Source organism: Sandarakinorhabdus sp. (assembly GCF_032115815.1).
Lineage (GTDB): Bacteria > Pseudomonadota > Alphaproteobacteria > Sphingomonadales > Sphingomonadaceae > Sandarakinorhabdus.
The window spans coordinates 1-13,303 of sequence record NZ_JAUMBI010000080.1; the positions used below are offsets into that span (position 1 = coordinate 1).

15 protein-coding genes are annotated in these 13,303 nt (G+C 64.5%); 12 read left to right on the plus strand and 3 right to left on the minus strand.

The window, feature by feature from the left end:
- From RT662_RS04630 to RT662_RS04640, 3 genes are all read left to right on the plus strand, one after another.
- Positions 1-1,044 (plus strand): cytochrome P450 (locus RT662_RS04630; RefSeq protein ID WP_313669539.1); only part of this gene is annotated, 1,044 nt, incomplete at its 5' end.
- Entirely contained in the window at positions 1,044-1,493 is a 450-nt protein-coding gene (locus tag RT662_RS04635) for a cupin domain-containing protein (protein WP_313669540.1), read from the plus strand. The genes RT662_RS04630 and RT662_RS04635, both read left to right, overlap by 1 nt.
- Positions 1,493-2,491, plus strand: coding sequence for a proline iminopeptidase-family hydrolase (locus RT662_RS04640; protein ID WP_313669541.1), 999 nt, complete (start codon positions 1,493-1,495; stop codon positions 2,489-2,491). The genes RT662_RS04635 and RT662_RS04640 overlap by 1 nt, the downstream gene beginning before the upstream one ends.
- 15 nt (positions 2,492-2,506) lie before the next feature.
- Here the strand turns inward: RT662_RS04640 and RT662_RS04645 are convergent, their stop codons facing one another.
- The 3 genes from RT662_RS04645 to RT662_RS04655 are packed head-to-tail and all read right to left on the minus strand — an operon-like array spanning position 2,507 to position 4,364.
- Complete coding sequence (locus RT662_RS04645; protein WP_313669542.1) at positions 2,507-2,866, minus strand: DUF6285 domain-containing protein; 360 nt, start codon at positions 2,864-2,866, stop codon at positions 2,507-2,509.
- Complete coding sequence (locus tag RT662_RS04650; RefSeq protein WP_313669543.1) at positions 2,866-3,846, minus strand: phosphotransferase family protein; 981 nt, start codon at positions 3,844-3,846, stop codon at positions 2,866-2,868. Before RT662_RS04650 ends, RT662_RS04645 begins: the two co-directional genes overlap by 1 nt.
- Positions 3,846-4,364, minus strand: coding sequence for a GNAT family N-acetyltransferase (locus RT662_RS04655; RefSeq protein ID WP_313669544.1), 519 nt, complete (start codon positions 4,362-4,364; stop codon positions 3,846-3,848). The genes RT662_RS04650 and RT662_RS04655 overlap by 1 nt, the downstream gene beginning before the upstream one ends.
- Before the next feature lie 217 nt (positions 4,365-4,581).
- On the opposite strand from RT662_RS04655, the gene RT662_RS04660 reads away from it, so the two are divergent.
- The 9 genes from RT662_RS04660 to RT662_RS04700 all read left to right on the plus strand — a co-directional run.
- Positions 4,582-7,110, plus strand: coding sequence for a TonB-dependent receptor (locus RT662_RS04660; protein WP_313669545.1), 2,529 nt, complete (start codon positions 4,582-4,584; stop codon positions 7,108-7,110).
- 102 nt (positions 7,111-7,212) lie between these two features.
- The gene (pnuC, locus tag RT662_RS04665) at positions 7,213-7,773 is read left to right on the plus strand and encodes a nicotinamide riboside transporter PnuC (RefSeq protein WP_313669546.1); all 561 of its coding nucleotides are present in this window, start codon (positions 7,213-7,215) and stop codon (positions 7,771-7,773) included.
- Positions 7,770-8,306, plus strand: a complete 537-nt coding sequence (locus tag RT662_RS04670; RefSeq protein WP_313669547.1) for an ATP-binding protein — start codon at positions 7,770-7,772, stop codon at positions 8,304-8,306. Before pnuC ends, RT662_RS04670 begins: the two co-directional genes overlap by 4 nt.
- A gap of 8 nt (positions 8,307-8,314) precedes the next feature.
- A complete protein-coding gene (locus RT662_RS04675; protein ID WP_313669548.1) occupies positions 8,315-9,016 on the plus strand; it encodes an SDR family oxidoreductase in 702 nt (233 codons plus the stop codon).
- 14 nt (positions 9,017-9,030) lie between these two features.
- On the plus strand, positions 9,031-10,320 hold the full coding sequence (locus RT662_RS04680; RefSeq protein ID WP_313669549.1) for an adenylosuccinate synthase: 1,290 nt from the start codon (positions 9,031-9,033) through the stop codon (positions 10,318-10,320).
- 473 nt (positions 10,321-10,793) lie between these two features.
- Positions 10,794-11,633, plus strand: coding sequence for a hypothetical protein (locus tag RT662_RS04685; protein WP_313669550.1), 840 nt, complete (start codon positions 10,794-10,796; stop codon positions 11,631-11,633).
- A gap of 40 nt (positions 11,634-11,673) precedes the next feature.
- Positions 11,674-12,471, plus strand: a complete 798-nt coding sequence (locus RT662_RS04690) for a DUF1294 domain-containing protein (RefSeq protein WP_313669551.1) — start codon at positions 11,674-11,676, stop codon at positions 12,469-12,471.
- Positions 12,468-12,947, plus strand: coding sequence for a GNAT family N-acetyltransferase (locus RT662_RS04695; RefSeq protein WP_313669552.1), 480 nt, complete (start codon positions 12,468-12,470; stop codon positions 12,945-12,947). The genes RT662_RS04690 and RT662_RS04695 overlap by 4 nt, the downstream gene beginning before the upstream one ends.
- Positions 12,948-13,014: 67 nt before the next feature.
- Positions 13,015-13,303: FAD-dependent oxidoreductase (locus RT662_RS04700; protein WP_313669553.1), on the plus strand; the 289-nt coding region annotated here is incomplete at its 3' end.

Genomic DNA, 13,303 nt, shown 5'->3' on the forward strand with positions numbered 1-13,303 from the left:
GTGGAAGCCCGGCCTGACATCTTTTCGTCCAGCCACGAATTCGGCGGCATCACCGTTGTCGATCTGTTTGGCGAGTATAATCTGCCGCAGTTCATCGCGATGGACCGGCCACGCCACAGCGATCAGCGCCGGGTGGTGGCGCCCGCCTTTGGCCCATCTGAAATCGCCCGCATGGCCATCGAAGTCCGCAAGCGCACGAGCGAACTGCTCGACGGGCTACCGATTGGTGAGGAGTTTGATTGGGTTGACCGCGTCTCCATCGAACTGACCACCGGGATGTTGGCCATCCTGTTCGATTATCCGTGGGAAAAGCGCCGCGATCTCACCCTGTGGTCCGATTGGGGTGGCGACATCGAAGCGGCACTCAATCCGGCGACCAAGGATATCCGCCAGCAGCATCTGATCGACATGACCAACGCGCTCGATGCCCTGATGACCGAGCGCAAGGCCAAGCCGCCAACCGGCGACCTGATCAGCGCCATGGCGCACAGCAATGCAATGGGCGACATGCCGTTCCAGGAACGTACTGGAAACTATATCCTTTTGATCGTGGGCGGCAACGACACCACCCGCAATTCGATGTCCGGACTGGTCGAAGCCTTCAACCGTTACGATGGCGAATGGGCAAAATTGGAAGCTGACAACAGCCTGATTTCCAATACGATTTCGGAAGTCCTGCGCTGGCAGACCCCGCTCGCCCATATGCGTCGCACGGCCGTAGCCGATGCCGATATCGCCGGGGTTCCGGTGAAGAAGGGCGACAAGATCGTCGTCTGGTACATCAGCGGCAACCGCGACGAGAGTGTGTTCCCGGACGCCGAAACCTTTGACATCACACGCGCAAATGCCCGCCGGCACCTGTCGTTCGGCTTTGGCGTCCACCGCTGTGTGGGCGCGCGTCTTGCGGAGCTGCAGATTGCGGTGCTGCTGGAGGAACTTCTGGCCCGCAAATTGTTCCCACGCCAAGTGGGAGCGGCGGAATATGTGGCGCAATGCTTCGTGCACGGTTTCCGAAAGCTGCCGGTTGTGCTTGAACGGCGTTGATGCCGAAGCTTGATCTGTCCACCCTGCCCGTCCGCTCCGGATCGGGATATCTGCCGCCGTTTGATGGCCCGGTGCTGGCGCGATCATGGCGGGCGGTGACGGCGGCTGGCGGCTTGTGTCAGTTTGGTGCCAATCTGGTGACACTCGAGTCCGGCGCCTGGTCCAGCCAGCGGCACTGGCACACGCATGAAGACGAAATGGTGGTGATGCTGGCAGGCGAAGCCGTTCTGGTCGAGGAAAACGGCGAAACCGTGCTCAGTCCTGGCGACATCGCCTGCTTCCCCGCGGGCGTTGCCAACGGCCATCATTTGCAGAACCGTTCCGCTTTGCCCTGCCAGTTCCTGGCCATCGGCACCGATCAGCCAGACATCGACGAATGCCATTATCCCGATATCGACATGCACCTCGATCCCTCCGGCTTCCGGCGCAAATCGGGGCCGGCGGCGTGATGGGCCGCCGTACGGTTTTGGCCTCTGGGCTGGCCGCCGGTCTGGCGAGTCTGTTGCCGGCGCGACTGGCCGCACAGACGTTGCGGCAGGGCGCCACCTCCCCGGGCCTGCGGATAGCGCCTGATCAGGAAGCCATGGTGCCGGTTGCGGGCGGGCGCATTTACGTTCGGGTCAATGGCGCCCTTGGCGGCAAACCGCCGATCCTGTTCATCCACGGCGGTCCGGGCAGTTCGCACTGGAGCTGGCTCAATGCCACGGCGCTGGCCGATGATCGCGCCGTGATCCTGTATGATCAGCTGGATTGTGGCCGTTCCGATCGGCCGGGCGATCCGGCCAACTGGACGGTGGCGCGCTTCCTGTCTGAGATCGAAGCGATCCGCGCCCATTTCGGCATCGCGCGCTGGCATGTGCTGGGCGGCAGCTGGGGCGGCACGCTGGCGCTGGAGTATGGCGCGACACGGCCCAGCGCCCTCGCTGGCCTGGTGCTGCAATCGCCGCTGATTTCCACCGAGATCTGGCTGCGCGATGCCGCCGAACTGAAAGCCGGCATGCCCGCCGATGTGCGCGATCTGCTGGACCGCTGCGACACACCCGGCGCTGCGCCGCAGGCCGCCTGCGATGCCGCCACCGCGGCCTTTTATGCCCGCCATGTCCGCCAGGTGATCCCGCCGCCGGCCATTGCCGCCTATCGCGATGCGCTCCCGGCGCCGTTCGCCGAAGCGCTGTACAATCACATGTGGGGCCGGGCCGAATTCACCTGCACTGGCACGCTGAAGGATTATGATGGGCAGCCGCTGCTCGACCAGCTTGATCCCAGGCGCAGCTTGTTCGTCGCTGGCCAGGATGACGAAGCCCGCCCGGCAACCGTCGCCAATTTTGCCATCGCCGCCGGCGCCCGATTTGCGGAAATCCCGGACGCGTCACACAGCATCATGCTGGACAATCCCGCCGCCTATCTTGGCCTGCTCAGGCCGTGGCTGGCCCGGCAAGACGCTTGAGCCAAGTCTGTTGGTTCAAAGGGCAAGCCGTTTGAACGTTGCATACCGCGGATTATCCACGCCGCACTTGCCCAACGCCACTGCCAGCAGCGCATCCACCAGTCCCGGCGTCGCTGCCCCCATCGTGCCGGCGCGCAGCTGCTCACACATCTCGGCGCGCAGCGTGTCCAGCGGAGCATCTTGCCCCATCACACCCGCCAGCAACGCCTGTTCCTTCGCCTGCGGCTGTTGCGCCAGTTCGCGCGCCACAATGGCCAGGGCGTTGACCGCCACCTTGGCGTGAAAGGCACGGCGGCCTTTCAGTTCCGGTTCCAGTTCAGCCAGGAACAATTGCACCGCCTCGATCAGCGTGGTGGCTTCGATCTGTTCGGCCATCACACGCTCCCGAACTTGAACAGGTGCATCAGGTCCAGCTCCACTTCGGAGACGCGGCGGCCAATGGCAGCACGTTCCACGTTGCGCAGCCGGCCCGAGACATGGTCATCACCCAATTGCAGGCAGGCGATGCCCCATTTCAGCGTGCCAAACACTTCCCAGAAGGCCGCGCGCTCACGATCGACCGGGCCGCCGCCGGCAATTTCATAGGCCGCATAAAGTTCGTCGCGCTCGCCAAAACCGCCCACCGGCTTGTCCCACACGCCAAAGCGCCAGCTGTTGCAGCACAGCCAGCCCAGATCCTCATGCCCATCACCCAGATGCGCCAGTTCCCAATCCAGCACCGCCACCAGGCCATCGGGGGCGACCAGGAAATTGCCGGATCGGAAATCACCGTGGACAATGTTGGCCGCCGGTCGATCTGCCACCCGTTCCCGCAACCAGGCAAAGGCGAGATCGAACACCGGGCTGTCCACGCCGAAACGGCGATAATTGGCGAACATGCGATCCAGCGATTGCGCCGTGCTGCCCGCCGGCAGCGACAGGCCGGCGGCGGCTGCCATCGGCATTTGGTGCAGCCTGGCCAGTACCTCGGCACATTGGCGGGTGAGGATGGCACGCGCCGGGGCATAATCCGGCAGTTTCAGCCACTTCGACGCCAAGGCTTCACCCGGCAGCCGCGCCATGACAAAGCCTTCGCCAAGACCATCATCGGGCGCCAGCACCCGCACCACTTCGGCAACCGGCAGCCCGGCGGCAAAGGCAATCTGCTGCAAGCGGGCCTGATCGGCGCGCGGCAGGCCGCCTTCGGGCACGGAACCGGTGGCGGCGCATTGCAGGATCAGCGGCCACGGCGTGCCATCGGCCTTCACGGCATCAACGGCAAAGGTGGCCGACGATGCCCCGCCCGACAATTGTTCAACCCGCGACACATCGGCGCCGATCAGGGCGGAAACGATTTCGGGAGTGGGAGCAGCCATCAATCGCTGGCCAGGCGGGCGTAGCTGACCTCGTCGAACCAGGCATCGCCATCGCGCCAGCTTTGCACGAAGCGGCCTTCCTCGCGGAACCAGCAACGTTCCAGCACGCGCTGGGCCGGTCGGTTGCGCGCATCGGTGACGGCAACCACACGGCGGCGGCCATTGCGGAACAGGCGTCGCACCATCGCATCCACCGCTTCGGCACACAGGCCCTGGCGCTGCCAGCGCGGATCGAGCGCAAAGCCGATTTCGGCCGTGGCGTTCCACGGCGGCGAAAAACGGATGCCCAAATCACCGATCATGTTGCCATCCTTGGCCGCGATCGCGAATTGCTGCCACCCATCGGAATCGGGAGCCGCGCGCCGCTGCATGGCAGTGATCAGGGCAATGCTTTCTTCCACCGAACGTTCGAGCGGATCAAAGGGCGCGACGGCGCGGATTCGATGCCAGTCGGCGGCATCTTCCACCTGCATCGGCCGGATGCTCAGGCGATCCGTTGCGATTTCCCAGTCAGTCATCCTGAAGCCCGCATTCTCTAAACCATTGCCGAACGGCGATTGGCCTTTTCGTTGCACGATGGCAACGCCCGGGCAAGAACCGACAGCAGCAAGCCCATGCCCGGGCTTGAAAAAACATGAAGCATCTGTAATCCCCTGCGCCATGGCCCGGCGAACGGGCTTGTTCGGGGCTGCCGTGGTCAACGGCCAAAGCCCGGATTTTTTGGGAAGGAACTTCATGTCGACCGTTGAAACCGCAGGCACTGTTGCCCTGCGCGCTGCCCTTTTGCTTGGCGTTTCCGCCACCGTTGCAATGGCCGCCCCCGCCTTTGCCCAGACTGCCCGGAATTCTGCCGCCGCTGATGAAGCCGGCGACGAAGAGATCATCATCGTGACCGCCTCCAAGCAGGCCAAGACCCTGCAGGACACGCCGATTTCGGTGTCGGTGACGTCGAAGGCGCTGATCGAGAACGCCCAGATTCGCGATGCGCTCGATCTGCAGTCGGTGGTGCCCAGCTTGCGCGTGTCGCAGCTGCAATCTTCGGCCAACACCAATTTCATCATCCGCGGCTTCGGCAACGGCGCCAACAACGTCGGCATCGAGCCTTCGGTTGGCGTGTTCATCGACGGCGTCTATCGCAGCCGTTCGGCTGCCCAGATCGGCGATCTGCCCAGCGTTGAGCGCATCGAAGTGCTGCGCGGCCCGCAATCGACCCTGTTCGGCAAGAACGCGTCGGCCGGCATCATCTCGGTCGTCACTGCCGAACCGAAGTTCGAACTGGGTGGCCAGGCCGAACTGTCGTACGGCAATTACAACGCCGTGATCGCCCGTGCCGAAATCACCGGGCCCTTGTCGGAAACCATCGCCTTCAGCCTGGCCGGCAACTACAACCGCCGCGACGGTTATGTGTTCAACGAAGCGCTGAACATCGATGAAAACAACCGCAACCGTGGCGGCGCGCGTGCCCAGCTGCTGTTCAAGCCGTCCGAAGATTTCAAGCTGCGCCTGATCGCCGATTACGACAAGATCGATGAAATCTGCTGCTCGGTGGTGAACCTTGTCGATGGCCCGACCGGCAACGCCGTGCGCGCTCTGGGTGGCCGCATCATCTCCAACCAGCCGCTGACGCTGCGTTCGGCGAGCAACTTCCCGTCCACCAACGAGGTCGACAATTTCGGCTTCTCGGCCCAGGCCGATTACAAGACCGGCCAGTTCGATCTCACCTTCATTGGCGCCTATCGCGGCGTGCGGCTTTCGACCAATGCCGACAGCGATTTCACCAGCGCCGATCTGATCGGTGAGAACAGCGCCCGCAACGCCATCGACACCTACACGGCCGAATTCCGTGTCGCGTCGAAGTTCGACGGCCCGATCAACTTCCTGGTTGGTGCCTTCTATTTCCACGAGAATATCGATGCCAGCGGTCAGCTGACCTTTGGTCGGGACTTCCGCAACTATGCCAGCGCGCTTTCGGGTGGTGCCTATACCAACCTGGAACCGACGCTGCGTGCGCTGCTGCCGGGTACTCCGGCCGGCCAGTTCGGCGGCCGTGGCCAGGGCCGGTTCGAGGATTATGACTACCGCAACCGCGCCATCTCGGTGTTCGGCACCGTGGATTGGAACATCGTGGAGAACCTGACCCTGACGCTGGGCGGGAACTACACCCACGATCGCAAGGACTATGCCACCAACGTGGTCACCACCGATGTGTTCTCCGGCCTTGATCTGGTGCGCGCCGGTGTGAATGCCGGCGTGCCGGCCGTGGTCGCTGCCAATCCGCAGTTCAACCCCTTCCTGGGCCTGCGCGGTCTGCAGTTCATCCCGCCCTATCTCAACGTTCCCAATGGCGTTGAAGATGGCCGCACGTCGGACAGCGATTTCGCCTACACCGCGCGCCTGAACTACAAGTTCAACGACAATCTGAACATCTACGCCACCCACGCCACCGGCTTCAAGGCGAGCTCGATCAACCTGTCGTTCGATGCCCGTCCGCCGGCAGCTTTGTTCATCCCGGGTTCGACCGCACAGTCACCGGCACCGGCGGCCTCGCCGATCCGCACTGCGCTGGGCGCCAACCTGCCGGTGAACCTCACCACCGGTTCGCGCTCGGCCAACCCGGAACATGCCACTGTCTATGAACTGGGCATCAAGGGCCAGTGGGAAGGCTTTGGCTTCAACCTGGCAGCGTTCCGCCAGATCCTGCAGGGCTTCCAGAGCAACGTGTTCTCGGGCACCGGTTTCATCCTGGCAAACGCCGAACAGCAGTCGGTGACCGGGTTCGAACTCGACACCACCATCTCGCCGGTGAAGGATCTGCGCTTCTTCGCCAACTTCACCTACCTCAACATGAAGTTTGACAGCTTCGTGGGCGGTGCGGCCCTGCAGGCTGGCAGCTTTGCCACGCTGCCGCAGGATCTTTCCGGTCTGCGCGTGGCCGGTGTGCCCGAGTTCGCGGTGTCGGTTGGTGGCGATTACACGGCCCGCCTGAACGACAACGCCAAGCTGAACTTCCACGTGGATTTCCAGCATGAAAGCCCGACGCAGATCGCCCAGGGCACGGTGGCGCTGCGCCGCACGGTGGACAATCTGAACGCCGCTGCGACGCTGGTGCTGAACAACAAGCTGGACATCACCGTGTGGGGTCGCAACCTGACCAACGAAGCCTGGGTGACCACCATCTTCCCGGGTGTGGCGCAGGCCGGCACGCTGTCGGGCTATCGCAACCAGCCGCGCACGTTCGGCGGCCTGGTGCGTTACCGCTTCTGATCAGTTCGCTGATCAAGCCGAATTGGGGGCGTGGCCGCTGGCCGCGCCCCCTTTTGTTTGACCCGCTTGCAAATTTTTTCCGTCGCAGGCTTAAGACGGCACGTGAATCCGTGGGAACTTGCGGCGTCGGCCTTCGGGCTGGCCAACATCATGCTGCTCGCCCGGCGATCGGTATGGAACTATCCGTGCGGCATGGCGATGGTGGCGATCTTCGCCTTCGTGTTCTGGAACAGCCGGCTGTATGCGGTCGCCGGCTTGCAGGTCTTCTTCTTCCTGTCCCAGGCGCAAGGCCTGTGGATGTGGCTGCGGGCACCGGCCGATGCCGGCCAGGTGGCCGTGCGGCGCTTGCCGGCGATGGGCTGGCCGGTGGTGCTGATCAGCGGCGTGATCGGCAGCGCGGTGCTGGCGATGCTGTTGGCGCAAACCGATGCCGCTGCGCCCGTGACTGATGGCGCCGTCGCTGGCTGGTCGCTGGTGGCCCAGGTGCTGATCAACCTGCGCATGCTGGAAAGCTGGCCGCTGTGGGTGGGCATCAACATTGTTTCGGTGGGCCTTTATGCCAGCCAGGCGCTGTGGGTGACGGCCGCGCTTTATGTGGTGTTTCTTGCCGGCGCGATCTGGAGCTGGCGGCTGTGGCTGGCCGCGGAACGGGCTGAAGCATGACGGGCCTGCATGTGTGTTTCACCGGCGTGGAATCGACTGGCAAGACCAGGCTGGCAGAGCGGCTGTCGCGCCGGCTGGGCGGTGTGCTGATGCCCGAATATGGCCGCGAATATGCTGAAACCATCGGCACGGATTTCACGCCCGACGTGCTGCGCACCATCGCCCGCATTCATGCCGAAAGGCGCCACCGCCTGCTCGCGTCGCACCCGCGCCTCCTGATCGAGGACACTGATGTCGTAATGACGGCCGCCTGGTTCCGCATGCTGCACGGCCACCGTGATCCCGCGCTTTCGGCAATGACGGCCGCTGCCGATCTCTATCTGCTGTTCGCGCCAGACACGCCATGGGTGGCAGATGGCACGCGCCAGTTCGTTGGCCGCGACCGGCTGTTGTTCCAGGCCGCCATCGAGGATGAGATGGCCGCGCGCAACATCGAACCGGTGCTGATCATGGGCAATTGGCAGCAACGCGAAGCCCAGGCGACCGAAGCGCTCACCCACCGGCTGGACAGCCTGCCCCAGTCGGCGTCATAGGGGCCGTCATGGCAACCATCCTTCTCACCGGCGCATCGCGCGGCATTGGCGCTGCGGCGCGTACCCTGCTGGAACAGTCCGGCCACACCGTCATCGGCCAATCCACGGCAGGAGCCGACGGACTGATTGCCGCCGATTTTGCGCAACCCCGCGCCGCCGATGCACTGTGGGCGGCGGCACTGGAGCAGGCCGGTGGCCGCATCGATGTGCTGGTCAACAATGCCGGCGTGTTCGAAGCCGCGCCGATTGCCGATGCCGATGGTTTTGCCGCAACCTGGGCCCGCAGCCACGCCATCAACCTGCAAAGCGCCGCTGATCTGTGCCGGCATGCTGTGCTGCATTTTCAAGCGAACGGTGGCGGCCGCATCATCAACGTCGCCAGCCGCGCCGGCCATCGTGGCGATTCGCCCCAGCATTGGCACTATGCGGCGGCCAAGGGCGGCATGCTGGCGATGACCAAGAGCATCGCGCGGGGCTATGCCGCGCAGAATATCCTCGCCTTTGCCATCACGCCCGGCTTCACCATGACAGGCATGGCGGAAGAATATCTCGCCAGCCGCGGCGGTGACAAGTTGCTGGCCGATATCCCGCTGGGCCGCGTTGCCATGCCGGAAGAAGTGGCCGAAATGATCCGCTGGTTGGCCAGCGACGCGCCGGCGTCGATGACGGGCGCCACACTCGACATCAACGGCGCCAGCTACGTGCGCTGAGGACAGGACTGAACATGCCGAATGTGACCGTGGTGGGTGCCCAATGGGGCGATGAAGGCAAGGGCAAGATTGTCGATTGGCTGTCTGCCCGCGCCGACGTGGTGGTGCGCTTTCAGGGCGGCCACAACGCCGGCCACACGCTGGTTGTGGGCGAAAAGGTCTACAAGCTCTCCCTGCTGCCGTCGGGCATCGTGCGCGGCACGCTGAGCATGATCGGCAATGGCGTGGTGTTCGATCCCTGGCATTTCCGCGATGAAGTCGCCCGCATTGCCGGCATGGGTGTGGATATCACGCCGGACAATCTGGCCGTTTCGGAAACCTGCCCGCTCATCCTGCCGCTGCACCGCGATCTGGATGCGCTGCGGGAAGATGCGATGGGCGCCGGCAAGATCGGCACCACAAGGCGCGGCATCGGCCCGGCCTATGAAGACAAGGTGGGCCGCCGGGCGCTGCGCGTCATCGATCTGGCGCATCTGGATGAAATCGGGCCACAACTCGAGCGCCTGCTTGCCCATCACAATGCACTGCGTGCCGGTTTTGGCGTGGCGCCGGTGGATGCCGCCGAACTGCAACAGCAATTGGCCGATGTGGCGCCGGCCGTGCTGCCCTATATCCAGCCCGTGTGGAAACGCCTGCGCGATGCACGCTGGCGGCGCGATCGCATCCTGTTCGAAGGCGCGCAGGGCGTGCTGCTGGATGTCGACCACGGCACCTGGCCGTTCGTCACCTCGTCGAACGTGGTCGCAGGCCAGGCGGCCGCCGGCAGCGGCATGGGCCCGGATGCCACCGGCTATGTGCTGGGCATCACCAAGGCCTATACCACCCGCGTTGGTTCCGGCCCCTTCCCCACCGAACAGGAAAACGACATCGGCCAGCGCCTGGGCGAGCGCGGCCATGAATTCGGCACCGTCACCGGCCGCAAGCGCCGTTGCGGCTGGTTCGATGCGGTGCTGGTGCGCCAGGCCATCGCCGTGGGTGGCATTACCGGCATGGCGCTGACCAAGCTGGACGTGCTCGACGGGTTCGACACGGTGATGATCTGCACAGGCTACCGCCTTGATGGCCGCGAGCTGGATTATCTGCCGGCCCATCCGTCGGAACAGGCCCGGGTCGAGCCGATCTACGAGGAATTTGAAGGCTGGAGCGAATCGACTGCCGGTGCCCGCAGCTGGGCGCAGCTGCCGGCGCAGGCCATCAAATACATCCGCCGGATCGAAGAATTGACCGAATGCCCGGTGGCATTGGTCTCCACCTCACCCGAGCGCGAGGACACGATCCTGGTGAAGGACCCGTTCCGCGACTGATTTGTAAACCTTATGTTAAATCTTCTTGCATTATCGTAAATTTCTAGCAGAGTAGCGGCGTGTCATGTGCCGCACTCGTTGTTGCCTGTATCCGCGAGGGTCAAGGCAACGCCAGACGAGACGGACCCGGCCAGAGCGATGGCGGCAATCGTCCGGCGCGCACCTTGGCCAGGCCTTGCGACCACAAGACATCGACGTACCGGAAGTGCCGGGCAACTGCAGGTCCGGGTGGGCCTGCGTGACCGGCAATCCCACCGCCCGTCGCGACCATTTGCGAAACACTGTGTGCCCCGTGCGGGCAAACAGCAGCGCAGATGGTCGCGATACGCATGGTCGGCTGTTCAAAGTGCGAACAGCCGCAGGGGAATGAAGCATCCTGTGCGCCGTATGCGGCCACCTGAGGCCGTGCTGCGTTACGCAAACTTGGGGTGTTGGCGTTAAGAATGTTGGCGGGGGGTATCATCGCGGGGGCCATGCTGGGCAGTTTTACCTGCTTGGCGCCGGTACACGACAACGCCAGCACGGTGCGCTGTGCCAATCGTCCGGATGTGATCCGGTTGATGGGTTATGATGCGCCAGCGATGCCGGCAACCTGCCTGCCCAACGAAATCTGCCCGCCTGGCGATCCCTTTGCCGCCCGCGATGCCCTGCGCGGCCTGAGCATGGGACGGCCGCTCGACTGCGAAGAGGCAGGCACTGACAACCAGGGCCGCACCCTCGCCCGCTGCCGGGCCGAATCCATCGATCTTTCCTGTGCCATGCTGGCCACCAATCACGCCGTGCTGAGCAAGACAGCGGGCGATTGCAATTGCACACCGGTGCGCCGCCGGCCTGTTTTGTTGCAATCCGCCCGTTATGAGCCAGGCGCGCTGCCCGGTGGGCTGCCGCAGGCCCTGCCGGCCGGCTCGCGCGTCACGCTTGATCTTGGCGAATCGAGCCCGGCTCGCCCGTCACCCTCCGCCACGCCGGTGGTGATGGGGGGGGCACCACTGCGCGACACACCATGGTCGTTGCCGGTGGCCGGCGCGCTGGTGATGATCGGCCTGTGGATGGCGATGGCCAATCTGGCGCTGCTGCAACTGGCCCATGAACGCTGGCCCTCGCGCGATCGTTGGGGTGCGCCGATGGACCGGCTGGATCCCTGGCTGTTCCTCGGCCTGGCCGCCGTCGGCGCCTCGCCTGCAGCTTGGACGGCGCTGTGGACACGCCATGCCGGCCGCCAGCAGGACGCGCTGCTGCCGCGCCTGCTCAACATCACCGGCATCCAGATCGGGTTGGTGATCGGCGCACTTTGGTGGTGGATTGCCGGCTGAACCGACTTGCGATCGGGCGGCCCGCCGATAAACAGGGGCAATGCCCCTGCCCCTGATCACCTTGGCCGCTGCTGCTGCCAGCTTTGCCTGCCAAAGCCCCAGCCACCATGATGGTGACAATCTGCGCTGTGCCAACGTGCCGGGATCGATGCGGCTGCAAGGCATCGATGCCCCCGAAATGCCCGGCGCCTGCCGCCCGGGCCGCAACTGCGTGGATGGCGATCCCTTTGCCGCGCGCGACTATCTGCGCGGTCTGACGGCGGGCAAGACCCTGCAATGTGTGCAGGAAGATACCGACAGTTATGACCGGCGCATCGTCAACTGCACGGCCGGCACGGTCAACATCAGTTGCGCGATGATCGAATCCGGCCACGCCGTGCCGCGCTATGCGCCGCTGGATTGCAGCGGGACATCGCCTGTGCCTGAAACCGCACCAGATGTGACGGTTGACCCATCAACCGACCCGACACCCCAAACAGCACCGGAACCACCGCCCGTGATCGTGCCGGCCGACACGCCGGCTCGGCCGGGCACATCCGGGCCTGGGTTTGGCATGGCGCCGGTCATCCTGTTCGGCCTGCTGCTGGTCAATCTGATCACGTGGGCGCTGTTGGCCATCGACAAGCGCCGCGCCCAGGCCGGCCGTTCGCGCGAACGCATTGCCGAAACCACCCTGCTTGGCTGGGCAATGGTGGGCGGCAGTCCGGCTGCATGGCACGCCATGAACCGGCTGCGCCACAAATCGGCCAAGGACAGTTTCAAGCAGCCGCTGTTGCTGATTTCGGGGTTGCAGATCGGCGCCCTGCTCGGCTTGCTGTGGTGGCAATTTTCCGGATGAGCCTGACTGTGCTGCAACCGGCCAGCGCCGCCGATCTGGATCTTCTGGCCCAGGGCCTTGCGCCATCCGGCACAATTCTGCCCGAAGGTGGCCTCGAGACGCCCGACAATCTGGCCATGTTGCGCGATCTTGCCGCCGGGATCAGGCCGGATTTTGATCCGGCGGCGTGGCTGGTGCTGGCCGGGGGCGAGAGTGTCGGGCTGTTGTCGCTGGTGAAGCCGCCTGCCGATGGCATCGTCACCATCGGTTATGGCATCGCACCGGCCCGACGCGGGCGCAACCATGCCACCGCAGCGGTACGCGCCCTGTGTGATTGGGCCCGGCAGGATGCGCGCGTGGCAATCGTCGCCGTCGAAACTGGCGAGACCAACCGGCCATCGCAACAGGTGCTGGCCGCCAATGGCTTTGCCTGCACCGGCCGCCGCGATGATCCGGACGATGGCGCGCTGCTGTGCTGGTCGCTCAGCGTTGCTTGAACGGTTCGATTGCCTTGACCAGTGATTTCGATTGGCGCTGTCTGCCCGCCTGCCCTATGCGCAGCGCATGAGCAGCCATGATTTCGACCTGTTGATTATCGGTGCCGGTTCGGGTGGGGTGCGCGCCAGTCGCATTGCCGCCGGCCATGGTGCCCGTGTGGCAGTGGCAGAGGAATATCGCGTTGGCGGCACCTGCGTGATCCGCGGCTGCGTGCCCAAGAAGCTGCTGGTGTACGGATCGCATTTCGCCGAGGATCTGGAAGATGCCCGCCGTTTTGGCTGGCATATCGAGGCCAAGCGCTTTGATTGGCCGGTGCTGCGCGACAATGTGGCGGCCGAGGTCGATCGGCTGAACG

What these genes read in the sequence shown, in the direction of transcription:
- RT662_RS04685 (WP_313669550.1), top strand. Translation starts at nt 10,794, where the DNA reads ATGCTGGGCAGTTTTACCTGCTTGGCGCCGGTACACGACAACGCCAGC.
- RT662_RS04675 (WP_313669548.1), top strand. Translation starts at nt 8,315, where the DNA reads ATGGCAACCATCCTTCTCACCGGCGCATCGCGCGGCATTGGCGCTGCG.
- RT662_RS04640 (WP_313669541.1), top strand. Translation starts at nt 1,493, where the DNA reads ATGGGCCGCCGTACGGTTTTGGCCTCTGGGCTGGCCGCCGGTCTGGCG.
- RT662_RS04680 (WP_313669549.1), top strand. Translation starts at nt 9,031, where the DNA reads ATGCCGAATGTGACCGTGGTGGGTGCCCAATGGGGCGATGAAGGCAAG.
- RT662_RS04645 (WP_313669542.1), bottom strand. Translation starts at nt 2,866, where the DNA reads ATGGCCGAACAGATCGAAGCCACCACGCTGATCGAGGCGGTGCAATTG.
- RT662_RS04655 (WP_313669544.1), bottom strand. Translation starts at nt 4,364, where the DNA reads ATGACTGACTGGGAAATCGCAACGGATCGCCTGAGCATCCGGCCGATG.
- RT662_RS04670 (WP_313669547.1), top strand. Translation starts at nt 7,770, where the DNA reads ATGACGGGCCTGCATGTGTGTTTCACCGGCGTGGAATCGACTGGCAAG.
- RT662_RS04650 (WP_313669543.1), bottom strand. Translation starts at nt 3,846, where the DNA reads ATGGCTGCTCCCACTCCCGAAATCGTTTCCGCCCTGATCGGCGCCGAT.
- RT662_RS04635 (WP_313669540.1), top strand. Translation starts at nt 1,044, where the DNA reads ATGCCGAAGCTTGATCTGTCCACCCTGCCCGTCCGCTCCGGATCGGGA.
- RT662_RS04690 (WP_313669551.1), top strand. Translation starts at nt 11,674, where the DNA reads ATGCCCCTGCCCCTGATCACCTTGGCCGCTGCTGCTGCCAGCTTTGCC.
- RT662_RS04660 (WP_313669545.1), top strand. Translation starts at nt 4,582, where the DNA reads ATGTCGACCGTTGAAACCGCAGGCACTGTTGCCCTGCGCGCTGCCCTT.
- RT662_RS04695 (WP_313669552.1), top strand. Translation starts at nt 12,468, where the DNA reads ATGAGCCTGACTGTGCTGCAACCGGCCAGCGCCGCCGATCTGGATCTT.